Raw genomic sequence first — 20193 nt, forward strand, 5'->3', positions numbered from 1 at the left:
CGCTGGATACCTAAGGAATCGAGACGCCGGATGCGCTCAAAAAAGCAAGGCTGCCTCAGGGGCAGCCATTGCGCAGCTTACTTGTAGGAGCCTTTGGGCAGGACCTGGACCACGGCGCTACGCTGCACCTTGATCTCCACGCCGCTCGAGATTTCGATCGTCAGGAACTGGTCGCCGAGCGCGCTGATGCGGCCGACGATGCCACCGGCGGTGGCCACGTCGTCGCCCTTGGCCAGGGCGTCCAGCATGGCGCGCGTTTCCTTCTGGCGCTTCATCTGGGGCCGGATCATCACGAAGTACAGCACCACGAACATCAGCACCAGCGGCAGCATGCTGGTGAGCGAAGACATCATGTCGCCGCCACCGGCGGCAGGTGCGGTCTGGGCGAAAGCGGAGGAAATGAACAAGGGAGGTCTCCAGGAGAGCGGATGGGGTCTGACCGCAGGCGGTGCCCGCGGTTCCGGGGCGGCCGGATCGCTGGAAGCGGGGCCGCCGGTGCGCGAAGAGGCCCACGAGGGGCGGGCTTCGCACAACCGGCGGATTGTATGCGGGGGGTCTTGACGGGCCGGCGTCAAGCCGGCACGCGGCGCGGGATATTGCACGCCGCGTCAATGCCGTCGGACAGGGCGCTTCCGCCCTGCGTTCTGGAGATGCGACCTGCGCGGGCGGGCGACCGCGCGCGCCGATCAGGCCGCGGCGCGTGTGACCGGCTCGCCCGTGCGCCAGCGCGCCACCAGTGCCTGCCAGCGTGTGCGCACGGCCGCGAGGTTGCGCTCCTTCACGTGGCCGTAGCCGCGGATGCCGTCCGGCAGCGCCGCGATCTCCAGCGCCAGGGCGTGGCGCTCGACGTCCAGGCCCTGCAGCACCTCCTCGATGGCCGCGCGGTACTCGCCGATCAGCGCGCGCTCGGTGCGGCGCTCCTCGGTGCGGCCGAAGGGGTCGAAGGCCGTGCCGCGCAGGCCCTTGAGCCGCGCCAGCACGCCGAAGGCGCGATGCATCCACGGGCCGAAGCGTTGCTTGACCAGCTCGCCCTTGGCATTGCGCTTGGCAATGGCCGGCGGCGCCAGGTGGTAGTGCACGGTGTAGTCGCCCTCGAACATCTGGTCGATGCGCTCGCGGAAGCCCGTCTGCGTGTGCAGGCGCGCCACCTCGTACTCGTCCTTGTAGGCCATCAGCTTGAAGAGCTGGCGGGCGACCGTCTCGGCCAGCGCGGTCTTGCCCAGCGGCGCTTCGGCCTCACGCACGCGTTCGACGAAGGCGCGGTAGTCCTCGGCATAGGTGGCGTTCTGGTAGTCGGTGAGGAAGTCCACGCGCCGCGCCACCAGCGAGGCCAGCGTCTCGCGCTTCTTGAACTCGATCACCTGGCCCGGGTTCAGGCGCTGGGCCATCTCGGCCGGCCGGTGCGCGGCCTGGCGGCCCCATTCGAAGGCGGCCTTGTTGGCCTCGATGGCGACGTTGTTGAGCTCGATGGCGCGCATCAGCGACTCGTGCGCCAGCGGGATCCAGCCCTTCTGCCACGCATAGCCCAGCATCATCGGGTTGACGAAGAGCGTGTCGCCCATCAGCTGGGTGGCGGCCGCATCGGCGTCGAAGGCGCCCACGCCGGCCTCGCCCACGGCCTTGCCGATCTGCACGGCGCAGGCGTCCTGCGGGTTCTGCCACTGGGCGTTCTTGACGAAGCTGGCGGTGGGCGTGCTGTGGGTGTTCAGGGCCACGTGCGTGCGGCCCTCGCGCATGCGCGCCAGCGTCTCGCCGTTGACGGTGACGATGGGGTCGCAGGCCAGCACCAGGTCGGCGGCGGCGGTGCCGACGCGGGTGGTGCGGATGTCGTCCTGCCGCGCGCCGATCAGCACATGGCTCCAGGTGGCGCCGCCCTTCTGGGCCAGGCCGGCGGCGTCCTGCGTGACGATGCCCTTGCCCTCGATGTGCGCGGCGACGCCCAGCAGCTGGCCGATGGTGATCACGCCCGTGCCGCCCACGCCGGCGACGACGATGCCCCACACCTGGTTGGCCGCCAGCGTCGGCAGTGCGGGCTCGGGCAGGGCACCAAGCTCGGCCGGCGTACCGGCCTTGCCCTTTGCCTTCTTCTTGAGCTGGCCGCCTTCGACGGTGACGAAGCTCGGGCAGAAGCCCTTCAGGCAGCTCATGTCCTTGTTGCAGGTGCTCTGGTTGATGGTGCGTTTGCGGCCGAACTCGGTCTCCAGCGGCTCCACCGACAGGCAGTTGCTCTGCACGCTGCAGTCGCCGCAGCCTTCGCAGACCAGGTCGTTGATGACCACGCGCTTGGCCGGATCGACCATCGTGCCGCGCTTGCGGCGGCGGCGCTTCTCGGTGGCGCAGGTCTGGTCGTAGATGATGGCCGTGGTGCCGGCGATCTCGCGGAACTCGCGCTGCACCGCGTCCAGCTCGTCGCGGTGGCGCACCTTGACCGGCTCGCCAGCGTAGCTGCCGGGAATGGCCACGCCCTGATACTTGGCCGGCTCGTCCGTGACGATCACGACCTTCGTCGCGCCTTCGGCATGCAGGCTCTCGGCGATCTGCAACACCGAATGGCCCTCGGGCCGCTCGCCCACCTGCTGGCCGCCGGTCATGGCCACTGCGTCGTTGTAGAGGATCTTGTAGGTGATGTTGACGCCCGCCGCGATGCTCTGGCGGATGGCCAGCAGCCCGCTGTGGAAGTAGGTGCCGTCGCCCAGGTTGGCGAACAGGTGCTTCTCGTGCGTGAAGGGCGCCTGGCCCACCCAGGGGACGCCTTCGCCGCCCATCTGCGTGAAGCCGTAGGTGGACCGGTCCATCCAGTTCGCCATGTAGTGGCAGCCGATGCCGGCCATGGCGCGCGAGCCTTCGGGCACCACGGTGCTGGTGTTGTGCGGGCAGCCCGAGCAGAACCATGGCACGCGGTCCGCGCCCTGCACGCCGCCGGCATTGAGCACCTGCATCGAGCGCTCCTTGGCCTCCAGCAGCGCCATCTGCGCCTCCACGCGGGCCACCAGGTCGGCGCCGCCCGAGGCCAGGATGCCGGTCTTCTTCAGCCGCTTGACCAGCGCCCGCGCGATCAGCGCCGGGTTGAGGTCGGCATTGGCGCGCAGCAGCGTGTTCGCCGTCGGATTGGGCATGGCCCATTCGCCGCCGGAGAAGTCGCCTTCCAGCTCGTCGAACTTGCCCAGCACGTTGGGCCGCACATCGGGGCGCCAGTTGTAGAGCTCTTCCTTGAGCTGGTACTCGATGACCTGGCGCTTCTCCTCGACCACCAGGATTTCCTGAAGGCCGGTAGCGAAGTCGCGGGTGAGCTGCGCCTCCAGCGGCCAGACCACGCCCACCTTGTGCAGCCGGATGCCCAACTGGCGGCAGGCCGCGTCGTCCAGGCCCAGGTCGGCCAGCGCCTGCCGGGTGTCGTTGTAAGCCTTGCCGCTGGCCATGATGCCGTAGCGGTCGTGCGGCCCTTCGATGACGTTGTGGTTGAGCCGGTTGGCGCGGATGTAGGCCAGCGCGGCGTACCACTTGTAGTGCATGAGGCGCGCCTCCTGCTCCAGCGGCGCGTCGGGCCAGCGCATGTGCAGACCGCCGGGCGGCATGTCGAAGTCGGTGGGCAGCACGATCTCGACCCGGTCGGGGTCGATCATGGCGGTGGCGCTGGATTCGACGATCTCCTGGATCGTCTTCATGCCCGACCAGATGCCGGCGAAGCGGCTCATGGCGAAGGCATGCAGGCCCAGGTCCAGGATCTCCTGCACATTGGCCGGGAAGAACACCGGCGTGCCGCAGGCCTTGAAGATGTGGTCGCTCTGGTGCGCCGCCGTGCTGCTCTTGGAGATGTGGTCGTCGCCAGCGATGGCAATTACGCCGCCCAGCGGCGCGGTGCCGGCCATGTTGGCATGCTTGAACACGTCGGAGCAGCGGTCCACGCCCGGCCCCTTGCCGTACCAGATGCCGAAGACGCCATCGAACTTCTGCTGGTCCTTGGGCGAGAAGCCCAGCATCTGCGTGCCCCATAGCGCCGTGGCCGCCAGCTCTTCATTCACGCCGGGCTGGAAGACGATGTTCTGCGCCTTGAGGTATTTGTTGGCCTTCCACAGCGCCTGGTCATAGCCGCCGAGCGGGGAGCCGCGGTAGCCGCTGATGAAGCCGGCGGTGTTGTAGCCCTGCTGCGCATCGCGCAGGCGCTGCAGCATGGGCAGCTTGACCAGCGCCTGGACGCCGCTCATGAAGGCGCGTCCGTAGTCCAGGCTGTATTTGTCATCGAGCGTGACCGTCTCGAGGGCCTTGCGGATGTGTTCGGGCAAGGGAGCGTTCATCGTTGTCTCTCTCCGTCGGCTGGGGCCTTTTGGGCCGTGGCGGGTGGGTCTGGCTCCGGGTGGACGTCCCCCGAGGCATCATGTGCGCAAAGTGTATGCCCGGCCCTCGGATAGGTGTTTGCTTTCCATGCGCTGAAATTGGATGATCGGGAAAGGATCTTGCGCGGAGGCCGCCTCTTTGGAAAGCATTGACAAATATGACCTCGCGATCCTGCGTGAACTGCAGGACGACGCCCGACTGACCAACGCCGAGCTGGCGCAGCGCGTCGGCCTGTCGGCCGCGCCCTGCTGGCGCCGGGTGCGCGCCCTGGAGGCGCAGGGATACATCAAGGGCTACCACGCCGAACTCGACCGCAGAAAGATCGGCCTGGGCGTGCTGGCCTTCGTGCGGGTGGACACCGACCGCGCCACCAGCGACGCCACCCGCGTGCTGGAGGAGGCCATCCGCCGCCTACCGGAGGTGGTGGCCTGCCACTACATCAGCGGCAACGGCATGTTCGAGCTGCAGGTGGTGGCGCAGGACCTGGATGCCTTCTCCCGCTTCGCGCTCAACAGCCTGATGACGCTGCCCAACGTGAAGGACCTGCACACCAGTTTCTCGCTGGGCGAGGTGAAGGCGAATTCGGCGCTGCCGCTGGGGCACCTGGGCGGCTGAAGCGCCCTTTCAGCCCGCGCCGACCAGCGTGAAATGCTCCACCACCGGCGGCTGCGCAAAGAAGGGCCCGACGATGGCGCGCCATTCGGCGAAGGCGGGCGATTCGCGGAAGTCCACCGTGTGGTTCTCCAGCGTCTCCCATTCGATCTGCAGCAGGTAGCGCTCGGGCGATTCGATGCCTTTCACGACACGCCAGCCGCGGAAGCCCTTCGCCTTGGCGATGACGGTCTGCAGCCCGCGCACGATGGCGGCGTCGAAGTCGGCCTGGCGGCCGGGCTGGATGCGGATGTCTGCGGTTTCGAGGATCACGGGAAAGTCTCCTGAGGATGGGAAGAAGGGGTGTGGTGCATCGCCAGGCTCGGCGTGCGCGCGTCACGCAGGGTGCCCGGCGCGCTGCGGCGCGTCATTCAGGCGCGGGCCAGTTCGACCAGCGCCAGCGCCATCGCGCCTTGCGGATCGGCATAGGTGTCGAGCTCGTCGAAGTGGTGCAAGCCCGCGAGCGGGAGCCGGCGCGTGGGCAGGCCGGCGGCCTCGCGGGCGGCGGCGTAGTCCAGCGACTGCTGGCGCAGCTCCGGCTGCTCGGCCTCGCCCCAAGCGATGACCATCGGCGGCGAGTTGGCCGGCAGGTGGTGCAGCGGCGAGTGGCGCTGCGCGGTGGCCACGTCCATACCCAACTTGTCGTTCAGCCGGCCCAGGCGGATCGGCTCCAGCTCGTACAGCCCGCTGATCGCCAGGCTGCCGATCACGCCCGCCTCGTTCTGCAGGCAGGCCGTCAGGTGGCCGCCTGCCGACCAGCCCGACAGCACGATCGGCCGGCCAGTCTCGCGGCGCAGGAAGGCCAGCGCCTGCCGGCAATCGCCCACGATGCGGTCCATGCCGGCCTCCGGCCCCAGCGTGTAGCCCACGGCCGCAAAGCCCAGGCTGTGCGCCAGCGGACCTTCGGCGAGGAAGGAGAACTGCTCCCGCCCGCGCATCTGCCAGTAGCCGCCGTGCAAAAAGACCACCAGCGGAGAGGCATCGGCCGGACCGAACAGGTCGATGCGGCAGCGCGGCGGCTCGGCATAGGGAACGTCCAGCCGCGTGTCGGGCCGCGCGCGCCAGGGCGCGCTGCGCTCGGGCCAGCGGCCGGTGATGGCCTTGAAGTCCGCTACGACGGCCGAGCTGTCGTAGGCGGCGTCGAGGGTGGGGCGGTCCATGCCGCGCCAGAGCGCCGGGCCGGAAGGGGCCGAAGCCGTCGTATTCATGGGAGCACGCGGTGGTGAACGAAGCGCGCGAGCTTACGGCCAAGCCTGCTGCTTCACAATCGAGCGGGCATGCCACCCATCGACCCCGAAGAGACAAGCCCCGCCCCGCCACCCCGCCGCGCGCCGCGCTTCGCGGCCCTGGAGCCGTTGCGGCTGCCGGTCTTCCGGTTGCTGTGGGGCACCTGGTTCATCGCCAACACCTGCATGTGGATGAACGACGTGGCGGCCGCCTGGCTGATGACCACGCTCACCACCTCGCCCATGTGGGTGGCGCTGGTGCAGACGGCCTCGACACTGCCCGTCTTCCTGCTTGGGCTGCCCAGCGGGGCGCTGGCCGACATCCTGGACCGTCGCCGCTGGCTGGTGGCCACGCAGTTCTGGCTGGCGGGCTCGGCCACCGTGCTGTGCGTGGCCATCGGGCTGGACAGGATGAACGCGCCGCTGCTGCTGGCGCTGACCTTCGCTAACGGCATCGGCCTGGCGCTGCGCTGGCCGGTGTTCTCGGCCATCGTGCCCGAGCTGGTCACGCGGCCGCTGCTGCCGGCGGCCATGGGGCTCAACGGCATCGCGATGAATGCCTCGCGCATCGTCGGGCCGCTGGTGGCGGGCGTGCTGATCGCCAGCGCGGGCAGCGTGTGGGTCTTCGTGCTCAATGCGGTGCTGAGCATTGCCTCGGGCTTCGTGATCCTGCGCTGGCGGCGCGAGCACAAGGTCGACCCGCTGGGCCGTGAACGGCTGGTGAGCGCCATGCGCGTGGGCGTGCAGTTCGTGCGGCAGTCGCAGCGCATGCGCGCCGTGCTGTCGCGGGTGGCCGTCTCCTTCTTTCATTCCAGCGCGGTGCTGGCGTTGCTGCCGCTGCTGGCGCGCGGCTTCCACGAGGGGCCGAAGGGCGGCGCCGGCACCTTCACGCTGCTGCTCGCCTCGATGGGCGCGGGCTCGATCATCGCGGTGCTGCTGCTGCCGCGGCTGCGGGAGATGTTCGACCGCGACCACCGCGTGCTCTATGGCTCGATGCTGCTGTCGACGGGCACGGCCGTGCTGGCGCTGTCGCCCGCGCTCTGGCTGGCCGCCTTCGCCGTGTTCTTCTGTGGTGCGGCCTGGATCACGGTGGCCAACTCGCTGTCGGTGTCGGCCCAGCTGGCGCTGCCCGATTGGGTGCGAGCGCGCGGCATGTCCACCTACCAGATGGCCATCATGGGGGCTGGCGCGCTGGGTGCGGCCGTGTGGGGCCAGATCGCGGAACTGAGCACGCTGCGCGCCAGCCTGCTGGTGGCCGCCGTGACGGGCACGCTGGTGATGCTGGCCGTGTTGCGCTGGGTACCCGACGGCCCGGGCGAGGACGACATGAGCCCCGCCGGCACCGACTGGGCCTTCAACCCGCCGCCCGCCAGTGCGGGCGAGGACGGCCGAGTGGTCATCACGGTCGAATACCTGATCGACCCGGCCCGCGCCGCCGCCTTCCACGCCGTGATGCAGGAGACACGCCGTGCCCGCCTCAGTCAGGGCGCCATCGCGTGGGAGCTGCTGCACGATCTTTCCGCGCCCGAGCGCTATGTGGAGCAGGTGGTGGACGAGTCGTGGACGGAGCACCTCCGCCGCTTCCACCGCGCCACCGCGGCCGACCTGGCGCTGCGCGAGCGCCGGCTGGCCTTCCACCGGGGCGAGACGATGCCCGTGGTCGACCGTTACATCGTGCAGCGGGGTTGACGCGGCGCCTCAGCCGCGCGGCAGGTACATCGTCGCCTCGACCTCGATCAGCACCTCGTCGCCGGGCAGGAAGCGGTTGACCTCGACCACGGTGGAGACCGGCGGCTCGCCCGGATAGAACAGCCCGCGCACTCGGTTGAACAAGGCGTAGTCGGGCAGGCGGCGGAAGTACTGCACCAGCTTGACCACGTCTTCCATGGTGCCGCCATGCTCGGCCGCCAGATCGCGGATGCGGGCCAGCACGAACCAGCTCTGCGCAACGACGGGCGCCTCGAACACGTCCACCGACATCTGGCCGGTGGCATAGCCCAGGCCGCGCAGCTCGGCCTGGGCGGCCTCGGGCAGGTCCTCGTAGCGCGAGACCGCGCGGCGCGTGGCCGGATCGACCGCGACCACGCCGCTCATGAAGACGAAATCGCCGACTCGGCGGGCGGCGGCATAACGGGCCATGGGGGTGCCCATGCTCATGGAAAGACTCCTTTGCGACGGCAGGCTGCGTCGGACAGCGGGCCATTGTGGCCAAGCCGCCGCGACGCACGCACGGGCCGTGCCGGGGAGTCCGGAAACATGCCATTCCGTTGAGCACAGCCCGTTCGGGCTGAGCCTGTCGAAGCCAGGGCACTGTGGGTCAAGGCCTTTGATCAGCGCAGGGCGAACGGGTCGATCGCCTGCGTTGGGGTGATCCTTGGCCGCGGCGGTTCTCATTGGCCGCGACCTGGCTCAGCGCCCCGTCAGCGGCTGCTGGCCACGCCCGTGCCGCCGCTCCAGTCGAACACCGCATGGGCGGTGGTGTAGCGGCCCACCTCGATCTCGCGCGAGACGGTCTGGCCCTCGCGCGTGGCCGTCACCTGGTAGCGCCCAGGGTCCAGCCGCGCCACCATGTACGGACCGCCGGCGGTCACGTCGTTGAGCACCACGGCGCCGCTGCCCGCGTCGCGCACCGTCACCTTGACGGGCGTGCCGGTGGGCAAGGGTCCCTGGCCCTTGGCGTCGAACTCGAAGCTGGCGGGCCAGCGCGGTTCCACGACCTTCATCAGCTTCGCCTCGTCGGGCGTGGTGCCACCGCTCATGTATTCGATGCCGGCCTTCGTCATCTCGATGGGCGGGTTGTAAGTGGTCGAGGCATGGGCCGCCCCGGCGACCACGGCCAGCAGGCTGGCGGCCATGAGGTTGCCCACGGCGACCATCGGGTTGGAGATGGGGCGGGCGAGAGAGCGGTCGAGTGTGCGGGTATTCATGATGGACGGAGGTGTGACAGGTTTGTTTTCTCGAAAGGACCGCCGCGCGGTGGCGACGGGTGCGGCAGACCGCGTGTTTGATCAGGAGGCCGCGGAGCAGGCCACGCCAGCAACATCCGCGGAACCGGCTTTGGCCCTCCTGAGCTTGTCGAAGGGCCGGGCCGCAGGATGTGCCCCCTACAGGGGGGAGGCGGAGCGCGAAGCGCGCAGCCTGGGGGTCTTGCTCAACCAGCCATGTCCGTGCCGGCCGGCCACATGAAGACGGCATGCGCCGGGCCCCTGGCGCCGACGTCGATCTGCCGCTGCAGCGCCTTGCCGTCCAGCGAGGCCGTCACGCGGTAGACGCCGGGGGCCAGCTTGGCGGCCATGAAGGGGCCGTCCGCCCTCACGTTGTGCAGCACCGTGGCGCCGGTGCGGGCGTCCTGCACCGTCACATGCACGTTGGCCGCGAAGTCGGCCTTGGCGCCATCCTTGACGGCGAACTCGAAGCTCGCGGGCCAGCGGGTCGCCGCCTGCTGCATGGCATGGGCCTCGTCGCTGCCCACGCCGCCGCTGATGTATTCGACGCCCGTCGGCGCGGTGCGCACGGGGGGCAGGGTGTCGGCGTGCGCCACGCCCATGAGCGCGCCCATGCCGAGCAGCAGTGCAACGGCAAGGGGGCGGGCCGTACGGCGAGCGATGGAGGAGGTGAGGGTGGTCATGGCAATGTCCTTCCTTGGCTTTCCGTCCGCTGGATTCGCATCCCCCGGCAGCGGAGCGGACGCCGTGGCGGCCGGGGCTTGGGAAGGACTTTGTGCCTGGAGGCTTAGGGGATGCTTAAGGTGCAGCTTCGGTGCATGGCCACGGTCGGGCCCAAAGAAAAAGCCCGGCATGCCGGGCTCGTTCGATTTTTGGGGCGCCGACGCTCAGCGCAAAAACTCACACGTCGATATTCGCCGCCCGCAACGCATTCGTCTCGATGAACTCCCTCCGCGGCTCCACCTCGTCGCCCATCAGCATGGTGAACACACGGTCGGCTTCGATGGCGTCGTCGATCTGCACGCGCAGCAGGCGGCGCACGGCCGGGTCCATGGTCGTTTCCCAGAGCTGCTCGGGGTTCATCTCGCCCAGGCCCTTGTAGCGCTGGCGGGCGGTGACGCGTTCGGCTTCGGACAGCAGCCATTGCATGGCGCCGCGGAAGTCGCTCACGCGCTCTTCCTTGGCCTTGTCGCCCTCGCCGCGGCGCGCCGTGGCGCCTTCGCCCAGCAGGCCGCGGAAGGTGTCGGCGGCCTCGGCCAGCGCGGCGTAGTCGGCGCCGTGCACGAACTCCTGCGTGAGCACGCTGCTCTTGATGTTGCCGTGGTGCCGCCGGCTGATGCGCAGCAGCGGCTTGTCGGTGCGCACGTCGAACTCGCTGGCCACTTCGGCCGGGATGCCATTGCTGCTGATCTCGCGCAGGCGGGCCTGCAGCGCGACGGCGCTGGCCTCGGCGGCGGCGGGCGTGTCCAGGTCCAGGCGCACGCCGTCGGCGATGGCGCGCAGCGCCTCCGCGTCCATGAAGACGCCCAGGCGGTCGATGACCGATTCGGCCAGCTGGTGCTTGCGTGCCAGCGCGTCCAGCGTCTCGCCGCTGAGCACGGTGGGATTGGCGCCGCCGGTGTGCACGGCCGCGTCCTTCAGGGCCACGCGCAGCAGGAAGGCCTCCAGCGCCGGGCCGTCCTTGAGGTACTGCTCTTCCTTGCCGACCTTGACCTTGTACAGCGGCGGCTGCGCGATGTAGATGTGGCCGCGCTCCACCAGCTCGGGCATCTGGCGGTAGAAGAAGGTCAGCAGCAGCGTGCGGATGTGGGCGCCGTCCACGTCCGCGTCGGTCATGATGATGATGCGGTGGTAGCGCAGCTTGGCGACATCGAAGTCGTCGGCGCCGTTGCCGCCGGTGGCGCCGGCATTGCCGATGCCGGTGCCCAGTGCGGTGATCATGGTCACGATCTCGTTGCTGGTCAGCAGCTTCTCGTAGCGTGCCTTCTCCACGTTCAGGATCTTGCCGCGCAGCGGCAGGATGGCCTGGAACTTCCGGTCGCGGCCCTGCTTGGCGCTGCCACCGGCGGAGTCGCCCTCCACCAGGTAGATCTCGCACAGGGCGGGGTCCTTCTCCTGGCAATCGGCCAGCTTGCCGGGCAGGCCCATGCCGTCGAGCACGCCCTTGCGGCGCGTCATCTCGCGGGCCTTGCGGGCGGCCTCGCGGGCCTTGGCGGCCTCGACGATCTTGCCGCAGATGATCTTGGCGTCCTGCGGGCGCTCTTCCAGGTACTCGGTCAGGGCGCGGGCCACGATGTCCTCGACCGGCGCGCGCACTTCGCTGGAGACCAGCTTGTCCTTGGTCTGGCTGCTGAACTTGGGCTCGGGCACCTTCACGCTCAGCACGCAGCACAGGCCTTCGCGCATGTCGTCGCCGCTGACCTCGACCTTGGCCTTCTTGGCCAGGTCGTTCTGGTCGATGTACTTGCCCACCACGCGCGTCATGGCGGCGCGCAGGCCGGTCAGGTGGGTGCCGCCGTCACGCTGGGGGATGTTGTTGGTGAAGCACAGCACCTGCTCGTTGTAGGCGTCGTTCCACTGCATCGCCACCTCGACCGAGATGCTGGTGCCGGGGATGCCGCCGTAGCTGTCGGCCGGTCGCTCGCCGGTGGCGTAGAAGGCATTGGGGTGCAGCACCTTCTTCGTGCCGTTGATGAATTCCACGAAGCCCTTGACGCCGCCGGCGCCGGAGAAGTCGTCCTCCTTGCCGCTGCGCTCGTCCTTCAGGCGGATGCGCACGCCGTTGTTCAGGAAGGAGAGCTCGCGCAGCCGCTTGCTGAGGATCTCGTAGTGGAAGTCGTGGTTCTCCTTGAAGATGTCGGTGTCCGGCAGGAAGTGCACCTCGGTGCCCCGCTTGTCGGTGTCGCCGATCACCTTCATGGGCGAGACCTCGACGCCGTTCACCTGCTCGATGATGCGGTTCTGCACGAAGCCGCGCGAGAACTCCAGCGCATGCACCTTGCCTTCGCGGCGCACCGTCAGGCGCAGCCACTTCGACAGCGCGTTCACGCAGGACACGCCCACGCCGTGCAGGCCGCCCGACACCTTGTACGAGTTCTGGTTGAACTTGCCGCCCGCGTGCAGCTCGGTCAGCGCGATCTCGGACGCCGAGCGCTTGGGCTCGTGCTTGTCGTCCATCTTCACGCCTGTCGGGATGCCGCGGCCGTTGTCGGTGACGGAGATCGAGTTGTCGGTATGGATGGTGACGACGATGTCGTCGCAGTGCCCGGCGAGCGCCTCGTCGATGGAGTTGTCGACCACCTCGAACACCAGGTGGTGCAGGCCGGTGCCGTCGGAGGTGTCGCCGATGTACATGCCCGGCCGCTTGCGCACGGCCTCCAGGCCTTCCAGGATCTGGATCGCGCCTTCGCCGTAGCCGTTGTCGGGCGTCACCTCGATCGGGATCGCCTTCTCGATCTCGGCTTCGTACACGGGTTCGGTCTTGGGCGTTTCAGGCTGGTCGGGCTGCTTGTTGTCGCTCATCATCTTCCAGGCCGCGAAGCGGCCGTTCCTGTCATCTGGCTAGAACCCCCGCTCGGCGGGGGCAGGGGGTGCGCCACAGATCGCGAAGCGAATCCGAGGAGCGCACGGCGCTCCTCAGATTCGCATCGGCATGACCACGTACTTGAAGTTCGCGTCCTCGGGAATGGTCAGCAGCGCCGAGCTGTTGCCGTCCTGCAGGTCGACGCGCACCATGTCCTGACCCATGTTGGCCAGCGCATCGATCAGGTAGGTGACGTTGAAGCCGATCTCGATGCTGTCGCCGCCGTAGTCGATGTCCAGTTCGTCCACCGCCTCTTCCTGCTCGGCATTGTTGGACGCGATGCGCAGCAGGCCCGGCTCGATGTTCAGCCGCACGCCCTTGAACTTGTCGCTGGTCAGGATGGCGGTGCGCTGCAGGCTGGCCAGCAGCGGCGCGCGGCCCAGCGTCACGCTGTTCTTGTGGTTCTTGGGGATCACGCGGTTGTAGTCGGGAAACTTGCCCTCGACCAGCTTGGTGACGAACTCCATCGTGCCGAAGTTGAACTTGGCCTGGTTGTTGGCGAACTGCAGCTCGATCATGGGCGGCGTGTCGCCGCCATCGGCGTCGGACAGCAGGCGCTGCAGCTCCAGCACGGTCTTGCGCGGAAGGATCACCTCCTGGCGCGGCACCTCGACGTCCAGCGTGGCGCTGGAGAACGCCAGGCGGTGGCCGTCGGTGGCCACCAGCGACAGCTGCTTGCCTTCGGCCACGAACAGGATGCCGTTGAGGTAGTAGCGGATGTCGTGCACCGCCATCGCGAAGGACACCTGCGACAGCAGTGCCTTCAGGGTGCGCTGCGGCACGCTGAAGGCCGGGCCGAAGCTGGCCGATTCCTGCACCAGCGGAAAGTCCTCGGCGGGCAACGTCTGCAGCGTGAAGCGGCTCTTGCCGCCCTTGAGCACCAGCTTGTTCTGGCTCGATTCCAGGCTCACCGTCTGGTCGGCCGGCATGGTGCGCAGGATGTCGATCAGCTTGCGCGCGCCCACGGTGGTGGTGAAGGCGCCGTCGTCGCCGCCGAGCTCGGCGGTGGTGCGGATCTGGATTTCCAGGTCGCTGGTGGTCAGCTGCAGCTGGCCGCCGGCCTTGCGGATCAGCACGTTGGCCAGGATCGGCAGCGTGTGGCGACGCTCGACGATGCCTGCCACCGACTGCAGGGCTGCCAGAACCTGGTCTTGGGGTGCCTTCAGAACAATCATGTACGTCCTCTACTCTTCGTCCTCGATCTTCCCGGGCGCGGGCCCGGATGCCGGCGCATTGTCTGCGCCCCTTCTTGGGTGGGGATGCTCATCCCTTGAGCGTCTGCTCCAGCACGTGCAACTGCTGGTTCAGCTCGGCGAGCTGCTGGCGTTCGCCGGAAATCTTGCGCACGGCGTGCAGCACGGTGGTGTGGTCACGGCCACCAAAAAGCTCGCCGATCTCGGGCAGGCTCTTCTGGGTCAATTCCTTGGCCAGGTACATCGCGATCTGGCGCGGCCGCGCGATGCTGGCCGGGCGCTTCTTGCTGTACATGTCGGCGACCTTGATCTTGTAGTAGTCGGCGACGGTCTTCTGGATGTTCTCCACGCTGATCTGCCGGTTCTGGATCGACAGCAGGTCGCGCAGCGCCTCGCGCGCAAGCTGGATGGAGATCTCCTTCTGGTTGAAGCGCGAGTAGGCCAGGATCTTGCGCAGCGCGCCTTCGAGCTCGCGCACGTTGGAGCGCACGTTCTTGGCGACGAAGAAGGCCACCTCTTCGGGCATCTCGGCGCTCTCGGCCGCGGCCTTGTTGATCAGGATGGCCACGCGCATCTCGAGCTCCGGCGGCTCGATGGCGACCGTGAGGCCCGAATCGAAGCGCGACACCAGGCGCTCGTGGATGTCGGTCAGGCCCTTCGGATAGGTGTCGCTCGTCATCACGATGTGCGACTTCTTTGCCAGCAGGGCCTCGAAGGCGTTGAAGAACTCCTCCTGCGTGCGGTCCTTGTTGGCGAAGAACTGCACGTCGTCGATCAGCAGCAGGTCGAGCGAGTGGTAGCGCTCCTTGAACTCGTCGAAGGTCTTGCGCTGGTAGGCCTTGACCACGTCCGACACGAACTGTTCGGCGTGGATGTAGAGGATCTTGGCGTCGGCCTTGTCGGTGAGCAGCTTGTTGCCCACGGCGTGCATCAGGTGGGTCTTGCCCAGGCCGACGCCGCCATAGATGAACAGCGGGTTGTACAGGTGGCCGGGCGTGCCCGCCACGTGCATCGCCGCCGCGCGCGCCATGCGGTTGGCCGAGCCTTCGACCAGGCTGTCGAAGGTGAGCTGCGGATTCAGGCGATTCTTGAAGGCGCCGGCCGGCTCGTCGGGGGCGGCGCCGCCCATGCCGGACATGCCCATCGGGCCGTCGCCGGGGCGAAGCGGCTCGGCCTCGGAGATGGAAGAGGGAACGGCCTGCACCGTCACCGGCTGGCGCACCGGCACCTCGCGTGGCGCGAGGGCAAGTTCGACGGCCACGGGCTGACCGGACAGCCGCTCGGCCATGTCGGCGATGCGGGCGGCGTACTGGGCGCGGATCCAGTCCAGCTTGAAGCGGTTGGCGACGAAAATCGTCATCCGCGTCAGATCGTCCGCCACCTGCGCGGTCAGCGGCTTGATCCAGGTGTTGAATTGCTGCTCGGACAGCTCTTGGGCGAGCTGGTCGACACAGGCCTGCCAGAGGCTGGCGCCGACCCCTTCACTCGACATGGCGGCTGCGCTGACCGGAGGGCCGCTGAAGGTTCATCGGCGCGTCTGTCTGTTGTGGATAGTTGGGAACGGAAGGCACGCGCGATTCTAACTTGTCAAAAACTTATCCACACCCCTTGACGGGGACGGGCATTGCTGGCTGGCGAGCGTGCACATTGCTGTGCGTGCGGATGTCTGCGATAATTTCGGGTTCCCTTTTGCACCGGGCGGCCTCTGCGCGCGTGGTGCGGGGGCAGCCGGGGCCCGGCCGCGGACCTGATCGCAGCAAATTCGAAGGCGCGTGCCTTCGCGCTGCAATCCAGGGTCCGACTCCACATCACCAGACGGGCCTGTCGATCAGCACTCTTGCAGGAACCCTCGTCATGAAACGCACCTATCAACCGTCCAAGATCCGCCGCGCCCGTACCCACGGCTTCCTGGTCCGCATGAAGACCCGTGGCGGCCGCGCCGTCATCAACGCCCGCCGCGCCAAGGGCCGCAAGCGCCTGGCCGTCTGATCGGTGGCGTGGTGGGCAGGCCCGCCTCTGGCGATGCCGCGGATTCCGCCGGCACGGGCCGGGGTGGGTTTTGGCCGACTGGCGCTGCGGGTCTTTGCCGCCGCCGAAGGCTGTTGCCAACTGCTTGTCCACAGCGCGTGAGCGTCGTTCCTCGCGCTTCGGGGTTATCCCCTACCGAGCCCTCGCCGGCTGCGCATGCGCACGTGCCGGCCGCGGTGCTGCGCCTGCGCAACCGAGACCAGTTTCAGGCGGGCTTGGCGGGTGCCACCATTGCGCGCACGCCGCATTTCGCGTTGCACCGGCGTGCATTGCCATTGGCGGTCGAGCCCGCAGCCGCGGGTGAGGCGCCAGGCGTGCCGCTGTTCCGTCCGACGGGTGTGTGGCTGGGTGCCATGGTGCCCAAGCGCTGGGCGCGTCGCGCCGTCACGCGCAACGCCATCCGCCGGCAGATCTATGCCCTCGGTCTGAGCCTTGAAGGCCAGCCGCCGGCCGCCTATGTGGTGCGCCTGCGCACGGCCTTCGACCGTCGCCAGTTCGTCAGCGCCACGTCCGAACCCCTGCGCCGCGCGGTCCGTGCGGAGCTGGAGCAGCTGTTCGCCCGTGCGCGTCGGACGGCCGCCTGAATACGACCGTCGCCGATGCAGCGTCTTCTGATTGCCATCGTCCGCGCCTACCGTCTGCTGCTCAGCCCCTGGCTGGGTGGCGCCTGCCGCTTTTCGCCCACCTGCTCCGTCTACGCCATCGAGGCGCTGCAGACGCACGGAGCGGCGCAGGGCAGCTACCTCACGCTGAGGCGCCTGGCCCGCTGCCATCCCTGGTGCGTGGGCGGGCACGACCCCGTGCCGCCTGCGCCCGGGGCCGGGCTGTTCACCTCTCTCGACAAGAAGTCCTCTTCATGAACGACATTCGCCGCACCATCCTCTGGGTGATCTTCGGTTTCTCGCTGGTGATGCTGTGGGACCAGTGGCAGGTTCACAACGGCCGCGCGCCGACCTTCCTGCCCTCGACCAAGCCGGCCGTCACCGCCCAGGCACCGACGCCCGCGCCCGGCGCCTCGGCGCCGTCGGCCTCCGCCGCCGGGGTGCCCGCAGCGGCCGGCGGCAGTGCCGCTGCGGCGCCGACGGCGTCGTCCACGTCGGCGCCGGCCGAGCGCGTGCAGATCGAGACCGATGTGTTCAAGGCAGCCATCGATCCGCAAGGTGGCACGCTCGCCCACCTGGAGCTGCTGCAGTACATGCAGGAAACCTCGCACGGCGGCCTGATGCCGATGGTGCGCCGCCTGCTGAACATGCCCGCCCTCCCGGTCGTCGAAGAGCCGGTCGTGCTCATGGACGACGGCCCGGCCAACCGCTACCTCGCCCAGACCGGCCTGCTGAATCCGGCCGGCGGCGGGGCCATGTTCCCCAACCACCTGAGCCTCATGGCGACCAAGCCCGGCCCGTACCGGCTGGCCGATGGTCAGGACACGCTGGAGGTGAGCTTCGAATCGCAGCCCGCCGGCGGCCTCAAGTACGTCAAGACCTACGTCTTCAAGCGCGGCGACTACGCCATCCATGTGCGCCACCAGGTGGTGAACGTCGGCGACCAGCCGCGCGATCCGCAGCTGTACCTGCAGCTGCTGCGTCACGGCGTCGAGGCGCACGGCAGCATGCTGGGCACCAGCACCTTCACCGGCCCCGCTGCCTACACCGAAGAAAAGAAGTTCCACAAGATCGCCTTCGCCGACATCTCCAAGGGCAAGGCCGAGGTGCCGCCTGCGTCCGAGACCGGCTGGGTGGCGATGGTGCAGCACTACTTCGCCTCGGCCTGGCTGGTCGAGCCCACGCACAGCGCCGGTCTCAAGCGCGAGTTCCGCGTGCAGGGCCCCGATGCGCTGGGCCCCAACCTGTATGCCGTGGCCATGGTGGCCAACCTGCCGACGGTGGCGCCCGGCGCCACGCAGACTGTGGACACCGTGCTCTTCGCCGGCCCCGAAGAAGAGAAGAAGCTCGAAGCCCTGGCCCCGGGCCTCGACCTGGTGAAGGACTACGGCATCTTCGCCATCATCTCCAAGCCGCTGTACTGGCTGCTCGACCAGCTGCACAAGCTGCTGGGCAACTGGGGCTGGTCCATCGTGGCGCTGGTGGTGCTGCTCAAGGCCGCCTTCTTCTGGCTCAACGCCAAGGCCTACGGCAGCATGGCCAAGATGAAGGCCATCAACCCGCGCATCATGGAGATGCGCGAGCGCCTCAAGGACAAGCCGCAGGAGATGCAGCAGGAGATGATGCGCATCTACCGCGAGGAGAAGGTCAACCCGCTGGGCGGCTGCTTCCCGATCGTGATCCAGATCCCGGTTTTCATCGCGCTGTACTGGGTGCTGCTGTCGTCGGTGGAAATGCGCCACGCACCCTGGATCCTGTGGATCCGCGACCTGTCGGCACCCGACCCGTGGTTCATCCTGCCGCTGGTCATGACGGGCACCACGCTGCTGCAGACCTGGCTCAACCCCACGCCGCCGGACCCGATGCAGGCCAAGCTGATGTGGATCATGCCGCTGGCCTTCAGCGTGATGTTCTTCTTCTTCCCGGCCGGCCTGGTGCTGTACTGGATCACGAACAACATCCTGTCCATCGCGCAGCAGTACGTGATCAATCGGCGTCTGGGCGTGACGAAATAGGCTCACCGCCGTTCCTTGCTCACTTCGTGTAGCCGACTCTCCCCTCAAGGGGGCAACCCCGACGGCCCGGCCAAGCCGGTTCCGTGGGGTTGTGCGCATGTCCGTGTGCCACTTACCGCGGGGTCGATACCCGGCGCGGTTGGCGTGATGACGGCATGATCGCGCCATGCTCGCCCGCCTGAACGACCCCATCGCTGCCATCGCCACCGCCCCCGGCCGCGGTGCCGTGGGCATCGTGCGTGTGTCCGGCACGGGTCTCGGGTCGCTGGTGCGCGGCCTCTGTGGCCGCGACCTCAAGCCGCGCGAGGCGACCTACCTGCCCTTCCTGGATGCCGATGGCAGCGCGCTGGACCATGGTCTGGCGCTGTTCTTCCCCGGACCGAATTCCTTCACCGGCGAGGACGTGCTCGAACTCCAGGCGCACGGCGGCCCCGTGCTGCTGCAACTGCTGCTGGCCCGCTGTCTTGCGGCCGGCGATGAGGTCGATGCCGCTACGGGCCGGCCGCGCCTGCCCAGCCTGCGCGTGGCGCAGCCGGGTGAGTTCAGCCAGCGCGCCTTCCAGAACGGCAAGATCGACCTGGCCCAGGCCGAGGCGATCGCCGACCTGATCGACGCCAGCACCGAGGCGGCGGCGCGCAGCGCCGGCCGTTCGCTGGGCGGCGCCTTCTCGCGCGAGATCCACGCGCTGCGCGATGCGCTGATCCACCTGCGCATGCTGGTGGAGGCGACGCTGGATTTCCCGGAGGAGGACATCGACTTCCTGCAGCAGGCCGATGCCGCGGGCCAGCTGTCGCGGCTGCAGGCGCAGCTTGCGGCCGTGCAGCAGCGCGCACGCCAGGGGGCCCTGCTGCGCGAGGGCATCAAGGTGGTGATCGCCGGCCAGCCCAATGCCGGCAAGAGCTCGCTGCTCAATGCGCTGGCGGGTGCCGAGCTGGCCATCGTGAGCCCGGTGGCCGGCACCACGCGCGACATCGTCTCGCAGACCATCCAGATCCAGGGCGTGCCGCTGCATGTGGTGGACACGGCCGGCCTGCGCGAATCGGGCGACGAGGTGGAGCGCATCGGCATCGCCCGCGCCTGGGGCCAGATCGAGGATGCCGATGCGGTGCTCTTCCTGCATGACCTGACGCGCGCCGCCCAACCTGACTACCAGGTCGCCGACGCCGAGATCCGCGCGGGCCTGGCCGGCCGCTTGCCGCCGCGCGTGCCGCTGTTGGAGGTCTGGAACAAGTCCGACGCGGTCGAGGCCGCCTCGATGCCGGCGCTGACCGAAGAAGCCCTGCGCCTGTCGGCCAAGGCTGGCGAGGGGATCGAAGCCCTGCGCCAGAAGCTGCTGGCTCTGGCGGGCTGGCAGGCAGTGCCCGAGGGTGTCTACCTGGCCCGCGCCCGCCATGTGCAGGCGCTGCATCGGGTGGCCGGCCATCTCGAGCTGGCATCGGCCCATCTCGAGGCGCCGATGCCCGCGCTGGACCTGCTGGCCGAAGAACTGCGTCTGGCCCAGAACGCGCTCAACGAAATCACTGGAGAGTTCGGCGCGGACGATCTGCTGGGCGTGATCTTCTCGCGCTTCTGCATCGGCAAGTAGCTTCGCATCCTGTCAGGCGCGCAGGTCCGA

17 protein-coding genes are annotated in these 20193 nt (G+C 68.6%); 7 read left to right on the top strand and 10 right to left on the bottom strand.

Features of this window, described 5'->3' with window-relative positions:
- Positions 1 to 77: 77 nt before the first annotated feature.
- Both yajC and QZ772_RS12325 read right to left on the bottom strand, forming a co-directional pair.
- Positions 78 to 407: a preprotein translocase subunit YajC gene (gene yajC / locus QZ772_RS12320; protein WP_295526506.1), complete on the bottom strand. Its 330-nt coding sequence runs from the start codon at positions 405 to 407 to the stop codon at positions 78 to 80.
- 279 nt (positions 408 to 686) lie between these two features.
- Positions 687 to 4295, bottom strand: a complete 3609-nt coding sequence (locus tag QZ772_RS12325; protein ID WP_295526508.1) for an indolepyruvate ferredoxin oxidoreductase family protein — start codon at positions 4293 to 4295, stop codon at positions 687 to 689.
- A 178-nt stretch (positions 4296 to 4473) separates the two neighbouring features.
- Between QZ772_RS12325 and QZ772_RS12330 the strand changes: the two genes are divergently transcribed.
- Positions 4474 to 4950, top strand: a complete 477-nt coding sequence (locus QZ772_RS12330) for an Lrp/AsnC family transcriptional regulator (RefSeq protein WP_294376605.1) — start codon at positions 4474 to 4476, stop codon at positions 4948 to 4950.
- Positions 4951 to 4959: 9 nt separating this feature from the next.
- On the opposite strand, the gene QZ772_RS12335 is transcribed toward QZ772_RS12330, so the two are convergent.
- Both QZ772_RS12335 and QZ772_RS12340 read right to left on the bottom strand, forming a co-directional pair.
- Complete coding sequence (locus tag QZ772_RS12335; protein WP_295526510.1) at positions 4960 to 5259, bottom strand: antibiotic biosynthesis monooxygenase; 300 nt, start codon at positions 5257 to 5259, stop codon at positions 4960 to 4962.
- A 98-nt stretch (positions 5260 to 5357) separates the two neighbouring features.
- A complete protein-coding gene (locus QZ772_RS12340; protein ID WP_295526512.1) occupies positions 5358 to 6194 on the bottom strand; it encodes an alpha/beta hydrolase in 837 nt (278 codons plus the stop codon).
- A gap of 69 nt (positions 6195 to 6263) precedes the next feature.
- On the opposite strand from QZ772_RS12340, the gene QZ772_RS12345 reads away from it, so the two are divergent.
- Positions 6264 to 7901, top strand: coding sequence for an MFS transporter (locus tag QZ772_RS12345; protein ID WP_295526513.1), 1638 nt, complete (start codon positions 6264 to 6266; stop codon positions 7899 to 7901).
- A 9-nt stretch (positions 7902 to 7910) separates the two neighbouring features.
- Here the strand turns inward: QZ772_RS12345 and QZ772_RS12350 are convergent, their stop codons facing one another.
- The 6 genes from QZ772_RS12350 to dnaA all read right to left on the bottom strand — a co-directional run bounded on the left by QZ772_RS12350 (position 7911) and on the right by dnaA (position 15425).
- On the bottom strand, positions 7911 to 8369 hold the full coding sequence (locus QZ772_RS12350; protein WP_295526515.1) for a RidA family protein: 459 nt from the start codon (positions 8367 to 8369) through the stop codon (positions 7911 to 7913).
- Positions 8370 to 8632: 263 nt separating this feature from the next.
- Positions 8633 to 9139, bottom strand: a complete 507-nt coding sequence (locus QZ772_RS12355) for a hypothetical protein (protein WP_295526516.1) — start codon at positions 9137 to 9139, stop codon at positions 8633 to 8635.
- Between the two features lie 224 nt (positions 9140 to 9363).
- A complete protein-coding gene (locus tag QZ772_RS12360; RefSeq protein WP_295526517.1) occupies positions 9364 to 9840 on the bottom strand; it encodes a carboxypeptidase-like regulatory domain-containing protein in 477 nt (158 codons plus the stop codon).
- 217 nt (positions 9841 to 10057) lie between these two features.
- Complete coding sequence (gene gyrB / locus QZ772_RS12365; RefSeq protein WP_295526519.1) at positions 10058 to 12682, bottom strand: DNA topoisomerase (ATP-hydrolyzing) subunit B; 2625 nt, start codon at positions 12680 to 12682, stop codon at positions 10058 to 10060.
- Between the two features lie 111 nt (positions 12683 to 12793).
- Complete coding sequence (gene dnaN, locus QZ772_RS12370) at positions 12794 to 13915, bottom strand: DNA polymerase III subunit beta (protein WP_295526522.1); 1122 nt, start codon at positions 13913 to 13915, stop codon at positions 12794 to 12796.
- 88 nt (positions 13916 to 14003) lie between these two features.
- Positions 14004 to 15425 carry a chromosomal replication initiator protein DnaA gene (gene dnaA / locus QZ772_RS12375; protein WP_295526525.1) on the bottom strand — a complete coding sequence of 474 codons (1422 nt, stop codon included), beginning with the start codon at positions 15423 to 15425 and terminating at the stop codon, positions 14004 to 14006.
- Positions 15426 to 15787: 362 nt separating this feature from the next.
- Between dnaA and rpmH the strand changes: the two genes are divergently transcribed.
- The 5 genes from rpmH to mnmE all read left to right on the top strand — a co-directional run bounded on the left by rpmH (position 15788) and on the right by mnmE (position 20163).
- Positions 15788 to 15922 carry a 50S ribosomal protein L34 gene (rpmH, locus tag QZ772_RS12380; protein ID WP_006299042.1) on the top strand — a complete coding sequence of 45 codons (135 nt, stop codon included), beginning with the start codon at positions 15788 to 15790 and terminating at the stop codon, positions 15920 to 15922.
- A 215-nt stretch (positions 15923 to 16137) separates the two neighbouring features.
- A complete protein-coding gene (locus QZ772_RS12385) occupies positions 16138 to 16545 on the top strand; it encodes a ribonuclease P protein component (protein ID WP_295526645.1) in 408 nt (135 codons plus the stop codon).
- Between the two features lie 15 nt (positions 16546 to 16560).
- Positions 16561 to 16821: a membrane protein insertion efficiency factor YidD gene (yidD, locus tag QZ772_RS12390; protein WP_295526528.1), complete on the top strand. Its 261-nt coding sequence runs from the start codon at positions 16561 to 16563 to the stop codon at positions 16819 to 16821.
- Entirely contained in the window at positions 16818 to 18578 is a 1761-nt protein-coding gene (yidC, locus tag QZ772_RS12395; protein ID WP_295526530.1) for a membrane protein insertase YidC, read from the top strand. The genes yidD and yidC overlap by 4 nt, the downstream gene beginning before the upstream one ends.
- A 166-nt stretch (positions 18579 to 18744) precedes the next feature.
- The gene (gene mnmE, locus QZ772_RS12400; RefSeq protein ID WP_295526532.1) at positions 18745 to 20163 is read left to right on the top strand and encodes a tRNA uridine-5-carboxymethylaminomethyl(34) synthesis GTPase MnmE; all 1419 of its coding nucleotides are present in this window, start codon (positions 18745 to 18747) and stop codon (positions 20161 to 20163) included.
- Positions 20164 to 20193: the final 30 nt, after the last annotated feature.

Source organism: uncultured Pseudacidovorax sp. (assembly GCF_913773995.1).
GTDB lineage: Bacteria > Pseudomonadota > Gammaproteobacteria > Burkholderiales > Burkholderiaceae_C > Xenophilus.